Annotated in this window: 16 protein-coding genes; 15 read left to right on the top strand and 1 reads right to left on the bottom strand. The window is 68.3% G+C overall.

What is annotated here, in order from left to right; all coding sequences use genetic code 11:
• Positions 1-59: 59 nt before the first annotated feature.
• Together APAU_RS10510 and APAU_RS10505 are read left to right on the top strand one after the other, a co-directional pair.
• Positions 60-539, top strand: a complete 480-nt coding sequence (locus tag APAU_RS10510) for a L,D-transpeptidase (RefSeq protein WP_083806819.1) — start codon at positions 60-62, stop codon at positions 537-539.
• Between the two features lie 40 nt (positions 540-579).
• On the top strand, positions 580-1,821 hold the full coding sequence (locus APAU_RS10505; RefSeq protein ID WP_006301728.1) for an MFS transporter: 1,242 nt from the start codon (positions 580-582) through the stop codon (positions 1,819-1,821).
• Here APAU_RS10505 and APAU_RS10500 read toward each other — a convergent pair.
• Positions 1,818-3,380, bottom strand: coding sequence for a PucR family transcriptional regulator (locus APAU_RS10500; RefSeq protein WP_006301727.1), 1,563 nt, complete (start codon positions 3,378-3,380; stop codon positions 1,818-1,820). The genes APAU_RS10505 and APAU_RS10500 overlap by 4 nt on opposite strands.
• Before the next feature lie 369 nt (positions 3,381-3,749).
• Between APAU_RS10500 and APAU_RS10495 the strand changes: the two genes are divergently transcribed.
• The 13 genes from APAU_RS10495 to APAU_RS10440 all read left to right on the top strand — a co-directional run bounded on the left by APAU_RS10495 (position 3,750) and on the right by APAU_RS10440 (position 18,499).
• Entirely contained in the window at positions 3,750-4,637 is an 888-nt protein-coding gene (locus tag APAU_RS10495) for a carbon-nitrogen hydrolase family protein (protein WP_006301726.1), read from the top strand.
• Between the two features lie 5 nt (positions 4,638-4,642).
• The gene (locus APAU_RS10490; protein ID WP_006301725.1) at positions 4,643-5,839 is read left to right on the top strand and encodes a CaiB/BaiF CoA transferase family protein; all 1,197 of its coding nucleotides are present in this window, start codon (positions 4,643-4,645) and stop codon (positions 5,837-5,839) included.
• Entirely contained in the window at positions 5,840-6,562 is a 723-nt protein-coding gene (locus APAU_RS10485) for a DUF2877 domain-containing protein (protein WP_006301724.1), read from the top strand.
• Positions 6,563-6,607: 45 nt separating this feature from the next.
• Entirely contained in the window at positions 6,608-8,140 is a 1,533-nt protein-coding gene (locus APAU_RS10480) for a fatty-acid metabolism regulator protein (RefSeq protein ID WP_006301723.1), read from the top strand.
• A gap of 5 nt (positions 8,141-8,145) precedes the next feature.
• Entirely contained in the window at positions 8,146-8,322 is a 177-nt protein-coding gene (locus tag APAU_RS13370) for a hypothetical protein (protein WP_156789487.1), read from the top strand.
• Between the two features lie 12 nt (positions 8,323-8,334).
• On the top strand, positions 8,335-9,594 hold the full coding sequence (locus tag APAU_RS10475) for a YlbE family protein (protein WP_006301721.1): 1,260 nt from the start codon (positions 8,335-8,337) through the stop codon (positions 9,592-9,594).
• Between the two features lie 73 nt (positions 9,595-9,667).
• Positions 9,668-10,471 carry a cyclase family protein gene (locus APAU_RS10470; RefSeq protein ID WP_006301720.1) on the top strand — a complete coding sequence of 268 codons (804 nt, stop codon included), beginning with the start codon at positions 9,668-9,670 and terminating at the stop codon, positions 10,469-10,471.
• Between the two features lie 78 nt (positions 10,472-10,549).
• Positions 10,550-11,392 (top strand): FAD binding domain-containing protein, encoded by an 843-nt coding sequence (locus APAU_RS10465; protein WP_232207734.1) that lies wholly within the window; start codon positions 10,550-10,552, stop codon positions 11,390-11,392.
• A 12-nt stretch (positions 11,393-11,404) separates the two neighbouring features.
• Positions 11,405-11,884 carry a (2Fe-2S)-binding protein gene (locus APAU_RS10460; protein ID WP_006301718.1) on the top strand — a complete coding sequence of 160 codons (480 nt, stop codon included), beginning with the start codon at positions 11,405-11,407 and terminating at the stop codon, positions 11,882-11,884.
• A 12-nt stretch (positions 11,885-11,896) separates the two neighbouring features.
• The gene (locus APAU_RS10455; RefSeq protein WP_006301717.1) at positions 11,897-14,314 is read left to right on the top strand and encodes a xanthine dehydrogenase family protein molybdopterin-binding subunit; all 2,418 of its coding nucleotides are present in this window, start codon (positions 11,897-11,899) and stop codon (positions 14,312-14,314) included.
• Positions 14,315-14,394: 80 nt separating this feature from the next.
• Entirely contained in the window at positions 14,395-15,684 is a 1,290-nt protein-coding gene (gene codB / locus APAU_RS10450) for a cytosine permease (protein ID WP_006301716.1), read from the top strand.
• Between the two features lie 28 nt (positions 15,685-15,712).
• Positions 15,713-17,041 (top strand): cytosine deaminase, encoded by a 1,329-nt coding sequence (codA, locus tag APAU_RS10445; RefSeq protein WP_006301715.1) that lies wholly within the window; start codon positions 15,713-15,715, stop codon positions 17,039-17,041.
• Between the two features lie 63 nt (positions 17,042-17,104).
• Entirely contained in the window at positions 17,105-18,499 is a 1,395-nt protein-coding gene (locus APAU_RS10440; protein ID WP_006301714.1) for a uracil-xanthine permease family protein, read from the top strand.
• Positions 18,500-18,583: the final 84 nt, after the last annotated feature.

The following is an 18,583-nucleotide window of genomic DNA, read 5'->3' as shown; positions in this document are numbered from 1 at the left end:
GTGCCGCTAGGATGGGCCTGCGGGGCGAAGGCTCCGAAATAGGAAGGGGACGAGGCGGTATGGTGCGGTTGCTGGCGTTTCTCCTGGCAGCGGTGTGCTGCGCGGGGGGGATCTCCGAGGCGGCGGAACCCGCAGGCGAGGTCTGGCTCAAGATCGAGAAGGGGCAGCACCGTCTCGTCGTCTTTCGGGGGCAGGCCGTCTGGGACGCCTTCCCCGTGGCGTTGGGGTCGAACCCGGGACAGAAGCAGAGGCGGGGGGACCGCCGTACCCCGGAGGGGGAGTTCTCGGTGGTCCGGATCCAGGATTCCCGGGCCTGGACCCACGATTTCCGGGACGGGAAGGGGGAGATCCCCGGAGCCTACGGTCCCTGGTTCATCCGGCTGAAGACGGGTTGGGACGGCATCGGCATCCACGGAACCCACGACCCTTCCAGCGTCGGGAAGGACGTGACGGAGGGGTGCATCCGGCTCCGCAACGCGGACTTGCAGAAGCTGCGCCCCCTGGTTCGACGGGGCACCCGAGTGGCGGTTCTCCCTTGAGGGTCTCCCGGAGCAGATCGTCCACCCGGGGGCGGACGCCGTGATCCTCCGCGACCTGCTTCGCCGCCTCGACTGGCGGGCCTGGGTCCTCCAGGACGTGGGGAACTCCGCCTTTGCCACCACCATCCTGGCGGTGCTGTACCCCCTGTACTATCGGGAGGTGCTGGGGGCGGGGGCCGAGGCTTCCTCGGTGCTGGCCTGGTGGGGCTACGTCTCCGCCCTCTCCATGCTCCTCACGGCCCTGCTGGCCCCGGGGCTGGGGGCGCTGGCGGACGGGGCGGGGCGGCGCAAGGGGGCGCTTCTGGCCGCCACGGCCCTGGGGGTAGGTGCCTCCGCCGCCATGGGCCTCCTGGGGGAAGGGCATTGGGTCTGGGGGTTGGCCCTCTTCGCCCTGGGTTCCCTGGGGTTTTCCTTCAACAACGTGTTCTACGATTCCTTCCTGCCCCACCTGGCGGCCCCGGAGGAGCGGGCGGGGCTCTCCTCGGCGGGGTACGCCCTGGGCTACCTGGGGGGAGGAACGCTGCTGGTGGCCAACGCCGCCCTGGCTGGTTTCTGGGGGGAGGCGGGTTTCCGCCTGTCCTTTCTGTCCGTGGCCCTCTGGTGGGGGCTCTTCACCCTGCCCTTCCTGCGCCACGTGGGGGAGCCACCTCCGTCGCCGCGGGAACCGGGAGAGACCTGGGGAGCCTCGGCCTACGGGCGTCCCTGGCGCACCCTCCTGGGGCTGCGGCACCAGCCGGACCTGCTCTGGTTCCTGGGGGCCTTCTGGCTCTACAACGACGGCATCGGCACCATCATGCGCATGGGGGTGCTCTACGGCAGCTCCCTGGGGCTGGGACAGGGGACCCTCCTGGGAGCCCTGGTGGCCACCCAGTTCGTGGGGGTCCCCTGCACGATCCTGTTCGGCCGACTCGCCGGACGCTGGGGGGATCGGCGGGTTCTCCTGGCGGGGCTGGGGGGCTACCTGGCCCTGTGCGCCTTCATCCCCTTCGTGGTCCGGCCCTGGCATTTCTGGGTCCTGGCCCTGGGGGTGGGGGTGGTGCAGGGGGGGACTCAGGCCCTCTCCCGATCCCTCTTCGCCTCCCTGGTGCCCAAGGAGCGGAGCGCGGAACTCTACGGTTTCTACGATCTGTCCAGCAAGTTCGCGGGGGTCCTGGGGCCCTTCCTCTTCGGTCTGCTGGCCCAGCTCACCGGGTCTCTCCGGATGGGCGGGCCCGTCCTGGGTCTGTTCTTCCTGGGGGGCATGGCGATGCTTCGTCGGGTGAGGGCGGGGGGGAGACCCTAGCCTTCCCCCCCGCGCTTCTGGAAGGAGCCGTGGATGTGGCTGGCCAGGATCAGCCCCAGACGGTGGTGGGGGTTGGACAGATCCAGGTCCAGCAGGCCCTCCAGGTCCTCCAGATGGTTGCGCACCGTGTTGTAGTGCAGGTGCAGGTTCTGGGCGCAGAGGCGGGCGTTGAAGTCCGTCTGGATGAGGGCCTTCGCCAGCTCCCGCAGGGGCAGGCTCCGCCTTCCCCCCGTCGGCTCCGCCAGCAGGGGTTCCCAATAGCGCCGGTAGACCCCCCGGGCTTCCGGGAGGCGGGCCAGGCTGTCCAGGAGGGCGTAGAGGGACAGCTCCTCGTGGAGGTAGACCCCCGGGGGCAGGGAGAACTCCCGAAGCCAGTTGGAGGTGCGCTTGGCCTCCTGGTAGGATCGGCTGATCTCCAGGGGGGTCTGCACCGTGCCCCCCAGGGCCAGGTGGACCCCCGCCCGTTCCGCCTTCTGTCCCCAGTCCCGCTTGGCTCCGTCCGGGTCCGGCAGGGGCAGAAGCCCCGTCCACTGATCCCCCAGGCGGTGGCTGAACACCGCCTCCGGGGGAACCCATCGGGGGGGCTCCGCCTCCCGACTGGAGGAGGCCACCACGATGCACCCCCGGCGGGGCAGGGCGACCCCCAGCTCCTCCAGATTGGCCCGGACCATCTCCGGGTCGTTGTAGATCTCCAGGCACAGCCCCTCGAAAAACTTCTCCTTCTTCACCACCCATCGGTCCGACAGGGTGGCCACTTCCAGGGCCGCCGCCCGAAGCAGGGTGAGGGCGCGCAGGACCATGCGCTCCTGCCGGGTGGAGGGGGTCTGCTCCCCGGCGCTCAGACCCAGGTGCAGGGTCAGGGGGGTGTCCGCCACGAAGCGGTACACGGCGCACCACTGGAGCACCCCGCTGTTGCGCAGCTCCAGATTCTCCAGGATCTGCCCCCGCCGGGGGAGTCCCTTCTCCTGCACCACCGGGGTTTTCAGGAAGGCCTGCACCTGGTCGGCTCCCTCGATGCGGCCGTCGGGGAGGAACTGGTGGTTCAGCCCCAGCTGGGTGGACTGCACCACCAGGGGAAGCCCGAGGCGCAGGGCGAAGCCGGAGAGGAGGCGCCGCAGGTCCAGTCCCTCCTCCCAGAAGCTCCCCAGGTCTTCCTGGGCCTGGTCCCCCCGGCGTTTTTCCTGGAACAGGAAGGCCTGAACCCCCTCGATGACGTCGGTCCATCGGTAGTTCAGGGGGATGGCCACCAGGGGAAGGTTCAGGGAGTCCGACTCCGCCACCATGCTTCCCGGAAGCTGGTGGTGGTAGCGGTCCAACTTGATCCCCAGGGCGGCGATGCCCTTTTCCTCCACCCTTCGCAGGAAGGGAGCGAACCCCTCCGGGTCCTCCCGGAAGATGTACCCGCTTCCGATGAGGAACTCCCCCCCCCGCATCCAGCGGTCCACGTCCGGGGCGTCGATGACGGACACCGACGAGAGTTCCCGGTTGAGCCCCCCGCTTCCTCCCAGCAGCTCGAAGTCCGGAAAGAGGTGGTGACGCAGAAGGTCTGCGGCGATCATGGCCTGTCCTCCTTCATGTGAATTCAGGTCCAATATGGAGAGAGTTGCCCGGGGCGCGGTGGAAACATGTCACCTGTTGCCATGTGCGCTCCTCTCCCTAACGGGTATTGTAGGTGTGGTGCGAGGATCCGCAAGCGGGTCCGTGGCCGGTAAGGGGGGAGAAACGTCGCGGTGCTGCCTCTTCATCGGGGTTTTGTCCCCTTCGGCTTCACGGCCTTGAGGGGTAACCTGGCGAAGGGGCATGGAATGTTCGGCACGAAGTCCCCTTTCCCCTTCCACGGGGGCTGGCGCGTCGGGACGATGGCGTGGGTTGCCCGGGTCGATGTGGATGAGTGACAAGAACCTCAATTCACGAGGAGGACGTTCTTGATGCGACGAATGATCGGGGCGGCGATCCAGTTCGCCATTGAGCCCATGGATGTGCGGGCCAACCTGGAGAAGGCGGAGGGGTGGATCGACGCCTGCGTTCGGGAATCCAAGGCGGACTTGGTGGTACTGCCGGAGAGCTTCACCACGGGGTTCACCCCCCGGGGGACCGCCTCGGACATCTGGGATGCGGTGACCTCCATCCCGGGTCCCCTGACGGATGTGGGGGTGCGCTGGGCTCGGCAGTTCGGCATCCACCTGGTGTACCCCACCTATGAGCGGGGGGAGGAGCGCGGGGTGGTGTACAACTCCGCCGCCCTCATCGGCCCCGACGGAATCCTCGGGGTCTACCGGAAGACCCACCCCTTTCCCACGGAGCGCCTGGAGGGGGGCGGCTGGACCACCCCGGGGTGCAGGCCCTTCTGTGTCGACACCCCCCTGGGGCGCATCGGCATCGTGATCTGCTACGACGGGGACTTCCCGGAGCTGGCCCGGGCCACCACCCTGCTGGGGGCGGAGGTCATCTGCCGGCCCTCGGCGTTCATGCGCACCTTCGACCACTGGGACCTGACCAACCGGGCCCGGGCCTACGACAACCACGTGTACTGGATCGCCACCAACACCGTGGGGCGGGACGAGTCGGGGTCCTTCTACTTCGGCGGTTCCATGATCGTGCACCCCACGGCGGTGAAGCTGGCCCAGGCCCGGGCCAGCGAGGAGTACATCTGGGCTGAGCTGGACCCGGACCCCTTGCGGAAGGTGGTCCCCTGCGGCTCCTCGGAGCAGTGGTTCGACCACGTGGAGGACCGGAACCTGGGAAGCTACGAGGGCATCCTGCACGAAGGCCGCTGCGCCTTCGAGCCGGCAAGACGCATCCCCTACGGGAGGTAGAGGCCATGACGGAGAGGAAGAAGCCCCTGGAAGGACTGGTGGTGCTGGACCTGACCCGGGTGCTGGCGGGGCCCTTTGCGGGCATGATGCTGGCGGACATGGGGGCACGGGTCATCAAGGTGGAGAACCCCCAGGGGGGGGACGACGCCCGGGCCTACACCCCCTTCCAAAACGGGGAGAGCGCCTACTTCATGAGCCTCAATCGGGGCAAGGAGAGCGTCACCCTCAACCTGAAGCACCCCGAGGGGAAGCGCATCCTCAAGGAACTGGCGGCGCGGGCGGACATCCTGGTGGAGAACTACAAGCCCGGCACCATGAAGAAGCTGGGGCTGGACTACGACGTTCTCTCCCGGGTGAACCCCCGGCTCATCTACGCCGCCAGCTCGGGTTTCGGCCAGACGGGGCCCTACAGCGACCGCCCCGCCTACGACCTCATCGTCCAGGGCATGGGGGGGCTTCAGAGCATCACCGGGACGGACCCGAAGCACCCCCTCAAGGTGGGGTCCTCCATGGCGGACATCCTGGCGGGGATCTTCGCGGTCACGGGGATCCTGGCGGCGCTGCACCACCGGGACCTCACCGGCCGGGGCCAGATGGTGGACGTGGCCATGCTGGACTGCCTGGTGGCCACCCTGGAGAACGCCGTGGCCCGGTACGAGACCAGCGGCGTGGCTCCGGGCCCCATCGGGAACGACCATCCCTCCATCTGCCCCTTCGCCACCTTCGAGAGCGCCGACGGGTTCATCAACATCGCCGCGGGGAACGACGTGCTGTGGGCCCGCCTGTGCGAGGTCCTGGGAATCCCCGAGACCGCCGCGGACCCCCGGTTCCTCACGAACCGGGACCGCATCGAGAACTGGCTCGCCCTCAAGGCGATCCTGAACGCCCAGACCCAGGGGAAGACCACGGCCCAGTGGATGGAGGCCCTGATGGCGGTGCAGGTGCCCTGCGGCCCCATCAACACCATCGACAAGGTGGTGTCGGACCCTCAGGTGCTGGCTCGGGAGATGATCGTCCCGGTGGCTCATCCCGTGGCGGGGGAACTGAAGATGCCCGGGGTGCCCATCAAGTTCTCCGAGACCCCTGCGTCCATCGCCGGTCCCGCTCCCCTGTTGGGGGAGCACGTGGGGGCGATCTACGGCGGCCTCCTGGGGATGTCGGAGGAGGAGATCCGGAAGCTGCGGGAGGAGGGGGCCATTTAGGTGGACACCCCGGTCCTCCTGGGGGTCAGCGTCGACTGGCCGGACGTTCCCCCGCCCCTTCGGGTGCGGGAGGCGCACCGCCGGGCGGTGAACCTTGAAGACCCCCGGGGGAGGCGCTTCAGCCTGGTGACGGACCCTAGGGACCTGGGGCCCCGGACAGCCTGGCTGAGCCTTCTGCCGGAGCTTCGGGAGGGGGAGCCGGGACCGGACCTCCCGAGGGGGGAGGAGGGGCTTCGCTTCGACCCCCGCATCCGTCCGGGGAGGCCCCGCCCCCGGTGGCGGCCCCTGTGGGAGGAATGGCCCGTCTTCCTGGAGGACCCGGAGCTTCGGGTCTTGGGGGAAGCCCTGCGGGAGGAGGACCCCCTGACCCTGGCGGGCCTGGGGCCGGGGCACACCCCCGCGGGGGACGACTGGATCGCGGGGTGGCTGGTGGCCCTGGGGTGGATCGGTTCCCCCGAGAGCCTTCGTGCCCGGGGGGAGCTGGGAAGACGGTTCGATCCGGGGTGCACCGCCTGGCTGGCGGGAGAGGTGATCCGGGACGCCCTGGAGGGGCTCGCCTGGGCCCGTCCGGCGGCCCTGACGGCCGCCCTGGAGGGGGAGGACGGGGAGGCGGTGCTCCGGGCCGTCTCGGCCATGACGGATTGGGGACACACCTCCGGAAGGGCCTGGCTGGCGGGATTCGCCGGGGCACTGGGGAGGTTTGACGCAACAGCCCCCCGCTAGGGGGGAAGGGACGGCCCTCGGGGCCGCACCGGGAGGTGACCGCGCTTGCAGCGCTTGGAAGTGATCGCCCGCACCTACTACGACAGCGTCACCCTCATGAGGGTGGCCAAGGAAATCACCGCTCGGGAAGGGGTCAAGAGCGCCTCCCTGTCCATGGGCACGGAGGCGAACCTGCGGATCCTGGCGGCGGGGGGCTTCGACCTGACGGGGCTGGAAGCCGGACCCAACGACCTGATCCTGGCGGTGGCCGGGGAGGAGTCGGTCCTGGAGGAGGCCCTGTCCACCGCCAAGGCCTACCTGGCCAACCCGCCCTGGCGGCAGAACCAGGACGACGGAGGGACCTACCGGCCCCGAAGTCTGGACGGAGCGGTGACGGTGCTGCCGGAGGCCAACCTGGCCATCGTCTCCGTGGCGGGGCGCTACGCCGGGGACGTGGCCTTGGAGTGTCTGGGGCGGGACCTGAACGTGATGCTCTACTCCGACAACGTGTCCCTGGAGAAGGAAGTGGAGATCAAGAAGGTGGCCCGGGAGAAGGGGCTTCTGGTGATGGGGCCGGACTGCGGCACCATCATCGTCCGGGGAGTGGCCATGGGCATGGCCAACGCCTGTCCCACCGGGCCCGTGTCCCTGGTGGCCGCGGCGGGGACGGGGCTCCAGGAGGTACACGTCCAGCTGGCCAAGCGGGGCGTGGGGACCCTCCACGGCATCGGAACCGGCGGCCGGGACGTGAAGGCCGAGGTGGGGGGCCTCATGGTGGAGATGGGGGTCCAGACCCTCCTGGCGGACGACGAGGTGAAGGTCCTGGTGGTGGTGGGCAAGCCCCCGGCTCCGGAGGTGGAGCAAAAGATCCTGGCCCAGGTTCGGGCGGGGGGGAAACCCGCCGTCCTGGGGTTCATCGGCGGGGAGGCTCGGGGGGACCAGCCCCCGGTGTACATCTGCCGGGAGCTGGAGGAGACCGCCGCGGTGGCCGCCGCCCTGGCCAAGGGGGAGGACGTGGCCTCCGCCCGCCGAAGCCTGGCGGAGGCGGACGATGCCCTCAAGGCCCTGGCGGGGAAGATCGGCCCCCGCAAGGGGTGGCTCCGGGGGCTCTACTCCGGCGGCACCCTGTGCTACGAGGCCCAGCTCATCGCCCAGGACCTGCTGGGGCCCATCCACAGCAACACCCCCCTGAAGAAGGAGCTGCGCCTGGAGGACAGCCTGGCCTCGGTGGAACACTCCATCGTGGACTTCGGGGAGGACGAGTTCACCCAGGGGCGGCTGCATCCCATGATCGACGTGTCCCTGCGGGCCGCCCGGTTCGAGGAGGAGGCCAAGGACCCGGAGGTGGGGGTGATCCTCTTCGACGTGGTCATCGGCTACGGCTGCAACCCCGACCCCGCCACGGGGCTGGTGGAGGGGATCCTCAAGGCCCGGGCCCTGGGGAAGGACCGCATCGCCTTCGTGGCCTCCATCTGCGGCACCGAGGCGGATCCCCAGGACGGGGCGCGGCAGCGCCGCATCCTGGAGGAGGCGGGGGTGACGGTGTGCCACAGCAACGCCCAGGCGGCCCGCTTGGCGGCGTACCTGCTGAAGGGGTGAGGACGGTGCACGAGAAGCTGAAGGCCCTGCTCAAGGAGGGGCCGGTGGTGGTGAACATCGGGGTGGAGCAGTTCGCCACGGACCTGGAGGCCCAGAAGACCCGGGTGGTGCAGATGGAATGGACCCCCCCCCAGGCCAGTTCGGATCTGCTGGCGAAGCTGCGGAAGCTGAAGAGAGGGTAAGGAGGAACGACCATGGTGGACATCGAACAGGCGAACCGCGAGGCGTTGTCCCGGCTTCTGTCCGCCCAGCCCGTGCTGACGGACATGGGGCTGGCGAAGGACGTGATCCCCGGCATGGGGGAGAAGACCCTGCTCCACGCGGGGCCCCCCATCACCTGGGAGCGCATGTCCGGCCCCATGAGGGGGGCGGTGATGGCGGCGTGCCTCTACGAGGGGTGGGCCGCGGATCCCGAGGAGGCCCAGAGGGTGGCGGCGAGCGGGCAGATCTCCTTCGACCCCTGCCACCACCACCACGCCGTGGGGCCCATGGCGGGGGTCACCAGCCCCAACATGCCCGTGTTCGTCATCGAGAACCGGGATCGGGGCAACAAGGCCTACTGCAGCATGAACGAGGGGCTGGGGAAGGTCATGCGCATGGGGGCTTTCGCCCCGGAGGTGATCGAACACCTCAAGTGGATGCTCCACGTCCTCTACCCCAACCTCCACGCGGGGATCCGCAAGGCTGCGGAGGTGCAGGGGGGCATCGACCTGAAGAACCTCATCGCCCAGGCCCTGCACATGGGAGACGAGATGCACAACCGGAACAAGGCTGGCACCAGCCTGTTCCTCCGGGCCCTCACCCCCTTCCTGATCGAGGCGGTGCCCAACTGCCGGGATCTGGCGGAGGTCTTGCGCTTCATCGACAAGAACGACCACTTCTTCCTCAACCTGGCCATGGCCGCCGCCAAGGCCAGCACCGAGGCGGCCCACGACGTGGAGGGTTCCTCCCTGGTCACCATCATGGCCCGCAACGGCACGGACATGGGCATCCAGGTCTCCGGCCTGGGGCGTCGGTGGTTCACCTGTCAGGCCGCCCTGCCGGACGTGCTCCTCTTCCCTGGCTTCACCAAGGACGACGTGAACCGGGACATCGGGGACAGCGCCATCATGGAGACCCTGGGGGTGGGCGGGTTCGCCCTGGCCGCCGCTCCCGCCATCGTGCAGTTCATCGGCGGCACCCCCGCAGACGCGGCGAAGTACACCCTGGAGATGTACGAGATCACCCTGGGGGAGAACACCATGTACTCCATCCCCTCCCTGAACTTCCGGGGGACCCCCACGGGGATCGACGTGCTCAAGGTGGCGGAGACGGGCATCACCCCGGTGCTGGACACGGGGGCGGCCAACAAGGAGCCCGGCAAGGGGCAGGTGGGGGCGGGGATCGTCCGCATGCCCGCCGAGGCCTTCACCAAGGCTGCCGAGGCCTTCGTGGAGAAGTACCTGGAGGACTAAGAACGCGGTAACTCCGGCGGGATCCCGCCGATTCGGGAAAGACCCCACACAACCACTAAGGAGGCGCGAAGCCATGAGCAACAACTGGGAACTGAAGAACTGGAACGACCTGAAGGTGTACGACCTGTCCATCCCCATCAGCCACCTGACCCCTGCATGGCCCACCTATGAGCCCCTGCAGATCAAGTTCTTCAAGCGCCTGGCTCCCAACGGCGCCAACGGCCAGCTGCTCACCCACTCCAACCACGTGGGCACCCACCTGGACGGTCCCCTGCACTTCTGCACCCACGGGGGAGACATCGCCAGCCTGGAGCTGAAGAACTACCTGGTGGGCCCCGGCGTGGTGGTGGACCTCTCCGACATGGCGGAGGACTACGGCATCTACGGCAGCAAGGACATCGAGGACCGGGCGGAGGTGCACGACGGGGACATCCTGATCATCAACACGGGCTACCACAAGTACGGATGGGACCAGCCCGAGGCGGACGAGATCCGCTACATGATCAAGCACCCCGGTCCCACCCTGGAGTTCGCCCACTGGTGCGAGAAGCGCAAGATCAAGTGGCTCGGGGTGGACTGCGGTTCCGCGGACCATCCCATGAACACGAAGATCCGGGAGTGGATGCCCCAGTACGCCAAGCTGGCGGACGCCCACCTGAAGGGCAAGTACGGCAAGGGGCTGGACGACTTCTTCCCTCCCGAGGACTACCAGCTCATGCACATCGAGCTGTTCCCCCACAACATCATCCACGCGGAGTGCCTGGGCGGGGACATCGACCTCCTGTCGGGCAAGCGGGTCACCATCGGCTGTTTCCCCTGGAAGTTCGTGGGCGGGGAGTCCTGCATCAGCCGCATCGTGGCCTTCGCGGAGGAATAGAGGGTCGGCGGGGGCGTCTCCACGTGGGACGCCCCTTTTTTGTTGCTGGGGGGAGTTGAGTGCATGCTTTCCTTTGAGATGGAACGACCCCGGACCCTGGCGGAAGCGGTGCGGCTTCTGGCGGAGGACGGGCGGGCCCCCATGGCCAAGGCGGGGGGCACGGACCTGCTGGTGTGGATGAAGAAACACGCGGTGCGGCCGGGGCTGGTGGTGGACCTTTCCGCCATCCCGGAGCTGCGGGGGATCGCCTTCGACCCCCGGGAGGGGCTCTCCGTGGGGGCCTGCGCCACCCTGAACGAGCTGGCGGAGCACCCCCAGGCGGGGCTCTTCCCCGCCCTGCTGGACGCCGCTCTCTCCCACTCGGACCACGTGATCCGCAACAAGGCCACCCTGGTGGGGAACCTCTGCGCCTCCGTGCCCTCGGGGGACCTGATCCCCCCCTCCTGTGCCCACGAGGGGGTACTGCACCTGGCGGGCCCGGGAGGGTCCCGGCAGGTGCCCATGCGGGACTTCATCACCGGACCTCGGCGCAACGTCCTGGCCCGGGGGGAGATCGTCACCCGGGCGACCTTTCCCGTGCCCTCTGGCCCCTGCGCGGGATGCTACATCAAGCTGGGGCGGCGCAACGCCCTGGACCTGGCCCAGGTGGGGGTGGCCTGTCTGGTCGTGGACGCCCCCGGGGGGCTTGAGTTCCGCCTGGCCTACGGCGCCGTGGCTCCCGTCCCGGTGCGGGCCGCCAAGGCGGAGGCCCTCCTGCGGGGGGTGCGCAACCCCGACGAGGCCCTGCTGGATCGGGTCGCCCAGGAGGCGGCGGGGGCGGTGAACCCCATCACGGACGTGCGGGCCAGCCGGGAGTATCGGCTCTCCATGGTGGCAGAACTCACCAAGAAGGCGGTCCGCGCCTGCCTGGAAAGGCTGTAGGAGGTCCTGAACATGTCGAAACGATCCGTTTCGTTCACCCTCAACGGCAAGCCCGTGACCCTGGAGGTGGAGCCTCGCACCACCTTGCTGCGGGCCCTGCGGGAGCACGGCGTCACCAGCGTCAAGCGGGGCTGCGAAGAGGGGGAGTGCGGCACCTGCACGGTGCTGCTGGACGACGTCCTCCAGAAATCCTGCATGGTCCTGGCCCTGGAGGCGGAGGGGCGCTCCGTGGTCACCACGGAGGGGCTCCTGGGCCCCAAGGGGGAGCTGCATCCGGTGCAGCAGGCCTTCATCGACGAGGGGGCCATCCAGTGCGGCTTCTGCACCCCCGGCATGATCCTGTCGGTGGTGGACCTGCTGCGTCGCCACCCGGAACCCACGGACGAACAGATTCGCGTGGGGCTCTCGGGGAACCTCTGCCGGTGCACCGGGTACACGGGCATCTTCCGGGCGGTGCGCAAGGCGGCGGCGCTGATGAAGGAACAGGGATAAGGGGGGACGGCCATGAAGCAGACCATCACCAACGACGGGGTGGGCAAGTGGGTCCCCCGCCAGTACGACGTGGAGAAGGCCGCCGGGACCCTGCAGTTCACCGATGACCTTCGGTTCGGTTCGGAGCTGCTCCACGCCCGGGCGGCCCGCTCCACCGTGGCCCACGGGGAGATCCTCTCCATCGACGTCTCCGGCGCCCTGAAGGTCCCCGGGGTGGTCAAGGTCATCACGGGAGATCAGTTCGTCCATCGCTTCGGCCTCTACCTCCAGGACCGCACCCCCCTGGCCATCCGCAAGGTGCGCTACGTGGGGGAACCCATCGCCCTGGTGGTGGCGGAGACGGAGGAGGCGGCGGAGGAGGGGATGCTCCAGATCACCGCCAAGTACCGGGAACTCCCGGCGGTGTTCGACCCCATCCAGGCAGCCACGGACAACGGAGTGCTGGTGCACCCGGAGCTGGAGACCTACGAGCGGGTCCCCTACCTCACCCCCCAGCCGGGAACCAACATCGCCAACTGGTTCCGCATCCGCCGGGGGGACGTGGACAAGGCCTTCGCGGAGTCGGAATACATCGTGGAGGAGGCGGTGAACTGCCCCCAGATCGCCCACGGCTTTCTGGAACCCCACTGCTGCATCTGCAAGGAGGACCCCGCCACGGGGAACCTCACCATCTGGACCGCCGCCCAGTCCGCCTTCGCCGTGCGGGACATCGTGGCCAAGGGACTGAACTACCCCCTCCACAAGATCCGGGTCGTGGCCCCTCCCATCGGGGGCGGCTTCGGGGGCAAGGCGGGGATGACCGTGGAGTCCCTGTGTCTGGCCGGGGCCATGGATCCGGACCTTCGGGGACGCCCTGTGAAGCTCTACATCCCCCGGGAGGAGGTGCTCCTCACCTCCTGGGTGCGCCAGGCCTACGTGGCGAAGATCAAGCTGGGCATCGACAAGGAGGGGAAGATCCAGGCCATCAAGAACACCTTCTTCTTCGACACGGGGGTCTCGGCGGAGTACGGGGCCAACCCGGTGCGCAGCGCGGGCTACACCTCCACGGGGTGCTACTACGTCCCCAACGTGTGGACGGACAGCTACGCGGTGTACACCAACAAGCCCTTCGGGGGGGCCTACCGGGGCTTCGGGCTTCCGGAACTCATGGGAGCCATGGAGGTGATCATCGACATCGCCGCCCGGAAGATCGGCATGGATCCCATCGAGTTCCGCCTGAAGAACATGCTTCAGCCGGGGCTTCCCACCTGCACGGGCATGCCCATGCACAACCACGCCCTGAGCACCATCGTGGGCAAGGTGGTGGACCGCATCGGCCTGAAGCGCAAGGAAGAGGCCACCCGGCCCGGATGGGTTCGGGGCAAGGGCTTCGCCCTGGCCATCAAGGCCCCCGCCATGCCCGCCGACGCCTCCTCCTCCGCCCTGGTGAAGATCCTGGGGGACGGCACCGTGGAGGTCCTGGCGGCCACCATGGACATGGGGCAGGGGGCCTACACCGCCTACGCCCAGATGGTCTCGGAGGAGCTGGGGATCCCCCTGGAGAAGATCCGCTGCCTCTTCCCGGACACCAACAGCCACCCCTACGACTGGCAGACCGTGGCCAGCCGCTCCTGCTGGTCCATGGGCATGGCGGTCAAGCGGGCCGCCACGGATGCCCGGGAGAAGCTGCTCGCCCTCTACGCCCAGTGTTGGCAGGTGGAACCGGAGAGCATCACCATCGAACACGGGGTGGTGAAGTGCCGCAAGGCGGGGCGGTCCGAGCCCCTGGACGAACGGATCCAGAACGGTTTCCTCATGCCCGACGGGAACCTCCACGGCGGGCCCGTGGTGGGGACCGGTTCCTTCACCCCTCCGGACATCACCTACCCGGACGCGGAGACGGGGCAGTCCCGGAAGAGCGTGGTGCACTTCACCGTGGGGGCCGTGGGGATCGACATCGAGGCGGACCCCGCCACGGGGGAAGTGGTGGTCAACCGGGTGAGCGCCGGGTATGATGTGGGCCGCGCCATCAGCCCCATCAACGTGCGGGGGCAGATCGAGGGCGGCACGGTGCAGGGCATCTCCGCGGGGCTCATGGAGGGGATGTACTACGACGAGAAGGGACGTCTCCTGACCCCGGACTTCACGGACTATAAGATGTCCACCTCCATGGACGTGCCGGAGGACATCGACGCCTTCTGGGAGGAGACCCCGGAGGAGCTGTCCCCCTACGGGAACCGGGGCATCGGGGAACACTCCATGATCTCCCCGGCCCCGGCCATCGACAACGCCCTGTTCGACGCCCTGGGGGTGCGGATCCACACCTATCCCTTCTCCAAGGAGCGGGTGTACAAGGCCGTGCAGATGGGCAAGAGGGGGGAGACGGACCTCTGGGAGTATCCCTACGCCCAGGAGCAGAGCTACAAGAGCGCCATCAAGGAATGGCTGTAAGCTGAACTCCGGGCTTCGGGGCGGGGGCTCTCCCGTCCCGGAGCCTGCTTGTGGGGAACCCAAGGAAGGGGTGTGGCGGGATGTCCGCGCAAAAGACCCGGGAGAGCGTGCACGACGACTATGCCCTGACCCCGGTGCCGGAGGGGGAGCGTCGCGGTTTCCTCTCCATGTCCATGGTGATGCTGGGGTTCACCTTCTTCGCCGCCAGCATGTGGACGGGAGGGGCGCTGGGGACGGGGTTCCGTCTCTGGCCGGACCTGGTGGTCGTCGTCCTCGCGGGGAACCTGATCCTGGGGGTCTACGGGGCCTTTCTGGGGTATGCTGCCTCCGCCACCAACCTGTCCACCCACATCCTGGCCCGGCACGCCTTCGGAACCTTCGGTTCCAAGCTGCCCTCCTTCATGCTGGCCCTCACCCAGATCGGCTGGTTCGGCGTGGGGGTGGCCATGTTCGCCTACCCCATCCAGAAGCTCCTGGGGGTTCCCCTGACGCCCCTGATCCTGCTGGGGGGCGTCCTCATGACCGGCACGGTGGTCATCGGGTTCAAGGCCATCGAGTGGATCAGCTGGATCGCCGTCCCCGCCATCCTCTTCCTGGGGTTTTGGTCCATGGCCCGGGCGTTTGCCGACGCGGGAGGGCTTGCGGCCCTCCTGGCCGTGGAGCCCTCCAAGCCCCTCACCTTCGCCAAGGGGGTGGCCCTGGGGGTGGGGTCCTTCATCAGCGGCGCCACCCTCACCCCGGACTTCGTGCGCTTCTCCCGCAGCCGGACCGGCGGGGTGGGGGCCACGGCCGTGGGCTTCACCTTCGGCAACAGCCTCATGTTCTTCTTCGGCGCCCTGGGGGCCATGGCCACGGGGGTGGCGGACACGTCGGAGGTCCTGGCTGCCCAGGGCCTTCTGGGGGGCGGCATCGCCCTGCTGGCCCTGAACATCTGGACCACCAACGACAACGCCCTCTACGCCTCCGGTCTGGGACTGGCCAACATCACCGGGGGCAAGCGCAGGCGGCTCACGATCCTGGCGGGTGCCGCGGGGACCCTGCTGGCCCACTTCCTCTACAACCATTTCGTGAACTGGCTGGTGTTTCTAAGCGTCTCCCTGCCCCCCATCGGGGGCATCCTCATCGGGGATTTCTTCCTCAAGTGGCGAGGGCGCTACCCAGCCCTGGAGGACTACCCCTTCCGCTCCGTCAACGGGGCCGCCCTGATCGCCTGGGGGGTGGCCATCGCCGCGTCCCAATTCTCCCCCCCGGTGGGGACCTTCAGCGTCGCCCCCCTGAACGCCATCGTGGTCGCGGCGCTGGTCTACGCGGCGGCGGACCGGCTGCTCCACGGCCCCGCTCCGGTGCCGGCGGAAGAACCGGGCTGCTGATCCCGGAAGAAGGAGGAGGAGGAAGGGCATGCTGGACCTGGTGGTGCGCAACGCTCGCCTGCGGGGGGCCGAGGAACGGACGGACATCGCCGTGGACGGGGGGATCATCCGGAAGATCGGTCCCGCCCTGGAGGAGCAGGGACGGGAGGAGATCGACGCGGAGGGGAACCTCACCACCCCGCCCCTGTGCGACCCCCACCTGCACCTGGACGCGGTGCTCTCCGTGGGGGACCCTCGCTTCAACGCCTCCGGCACCCTGCTGGAGGGCATCCAGATCTGGGGGGAGCGCAAGCCCCGCCTCACCCGCAAGGAACTGGTGGACAACGCGGTGGAGGCGGTGCTGTGGGAGTTCGCCCAGGGGGTGCAGTTTATTCGTACCCACGCGGACGTGACGGACCCGTCCCTCCTGACACTGGAGGCGCTCCTGGAGGTGAAGGACCGGGTGAAGGACCTGGTGGAGGTGCAGATCGTGGCCTTCCCCCAGGACGGGGTCTTCACCTTCCCGGAGGGGGAGGCCCTGATGCGCCGGGCCCTGGACATGGGGGCGGACGTGGTGGGGGGCATCCCCCACAACGAACTCACCCGGGAGGACGGGGTGCGGGACGTGGAGCTGGCCTTCGAGCTGGCCCGAAAGCACGACGCCCTCATCGACATCCATTGCGACGAGACGGGGGACGACCAGTCCCGGTTCGTGGAGGTGATGGCGGCCCGGGCCCTGTCCACGGGCATGGGGGAACGGGTGACCGCCAGCCACGCCACGGCCATGCACAATTACCACAACGACTATGCCTTCAAGCTCCTGGGCATCGCCGAGCGGTCGAAGATGAACTTCATCACCAACCCCTTCGACAACTCGGTGCTCCAGAACCGCACCGACGGCTACCCCCGCCGGAGGGGGCACACCCGGGTGGACGAGATGCATGCCCGGGGGATCAACGTGTGCATCGGACATGATTCCATCATGGACCCCTGGTACCCCCTGGGGAAGGGGTCCATGCTCCAGGCGGCGAACCTGCTGCTCCACACCGCCCACATGAGCGGCTACGAGCAGATCTTCGCCCTCTTCGACATGATCACTGCCAACTCCGCCAAGACCCTGCAGGTGGAGGGCCGGTACGGCATCGAGGCGGGCAAGCCCGCCAACTTTGCGGTGTGGGACGCGGAGGACGAGTTCGACGCGATCCGTCGGGAGAGCGACTGCCTCTACGCGGTGCGGCGCGGCGTCGCGGCCCTGAAGACCCGTCCGGCGGTGCGGTCCCTGGACCTGGGGGGATTCCGCCGGGACGTGGACCTTCGGGTTCCCGTCCGAGGGGTGGAGCCCAGGGGAGGGGAGGTGCCCGGCCAGAGAAGGCGGTAGGAAGGCAAGGGATCGGGATTCTTCTTTTCGGGAACAACACCCAATCCATCAGGAGGTGCGGACATGGCACGCAAACAGATCGTGTACGGCCTGAACGACAAGCCCCCGACACCCATCATGATCCTCGCGGGGGCGCAGCACGTGCTCACCCTCTTCGGGGCCACCACCCTGGTGCCCCTCATTTTCGGTCCCGCCATGGGCATGGACACCCTCCAGATCGGGGCGTTCATCTCCTGCGTGTACTTCGGCATGGGGGTGGCCACCCTCATCCAGACCTCCCCCAAGCTGGGCACGGGGCTGCCCATCGTCCAGGGCTCCAGCTTCAGCTTCATCCCCTCCATCATGACCGTCATCGGCGCCTACAAGGGGATGGGGCCCAACGTCATCATGCAGTACGTGGGCGGAGGGCTCATCACCGGGGGGCTGCTCCTCTCCTTCCTGGGGTACAGCAAGATCGTGGGGTATATCCGGAAGATCATCACTCCCGTGGTCATCGGCCCGGTCATCATGGCCATCGGCTTCTCCCTGGCCCCGGTGGCCATCCAATTCAACGCGGCCAACTACTGGCCCATCTCCCTGCTGGTGGTGGCCCTCATCATGTTCTTCAGCCTGGTGAGCAAGAACAAGTACGCCAACATCTTCGCGATCCTCTCATCCATCGTCATCGCCTACCTGATCTGCCTGGCCGCCTCTCTGGCGGGGATCTTCGGTCCCACCCACCCCGCCTACATCGACCTGGGCAAGGTGGCCGCCGCCCCCTGGATCCGGTACAACGTCTTCATGCCCTGGGGGGTTCCCAAGTTCAGCTTCCTGGCCTTCGGCGCCATGCTGGCGGGGTTCTTCGCCGTCATGATCGAGTCCATCGGGGATTACCACTCCTGCTCCTACGTCTCCGGGCTGGAGGATCCCACCCCGGAGATGATCAGCCGGGGCATCGGAGCGGAGGGTTTCAACTGCGCCCTGTCGGGGATCTTCGGCTCCGTGGGTACCACCTCCTACACCGAGAACATCGGGCTCATCGGCCTCACCGGCGTGGCCAGCCGCCACGTGGTGCGCACCGGAGCGGTGATCCTCATCCTCCTCTCCTTCATCGGCAAACTGGGGGGGCTCATCGCCACCATGCCCTCCCCGGTCATAGGGGGAGCCTACATCTCCCTGTTCGGCATCATCGGCGCCCTGGGGATCCAGGTGCTCATGCGGGCGGACATGGGATCGCAGCGCAACGTGGTCATCGTGGGCTTTGCCTTCCTCATGGCCCTGGGGCTTCCCGGGTGGATCGAAAAGAACCAGGCCCTCTTCATGAATCCCGCCTACGGACAGGCCCTGGTCACCTTCGGCGGCATGATCTGGGCCATCCTGAAGACCCCCATGGCGGTGGCGGGGATCTGTGCCGCTTTCTGCGACAGCCTCATCCCCGGCACGCCGGAGGAGCGGGGCATCGGGGTGCAGATGAAGTAGGCCCCATTCTCGAAGACCTGCGGAAAGCGCAAGGCCAGGGCCCCGGAGGTCGTCCGGGGCCCTGGCCTTGCGCTGCGCTTCGTC

The sequence above is a fragment of the Aminomonas paucivorans DSM 12260 genome, from assembly GCF_000165795.1.
Taxonomy (GTDB): domain Bacteria; phylum Synergistota; class Synergistia; order Synergistales; family Synergistaceae; genus Aminomonas; species Aminomonas paucivorans.
The sequence above is the reverse complement of the archived record's forward strand: the minus strand, read 5'-3'. Positions and strand labels throughout refer to the sequence as shown.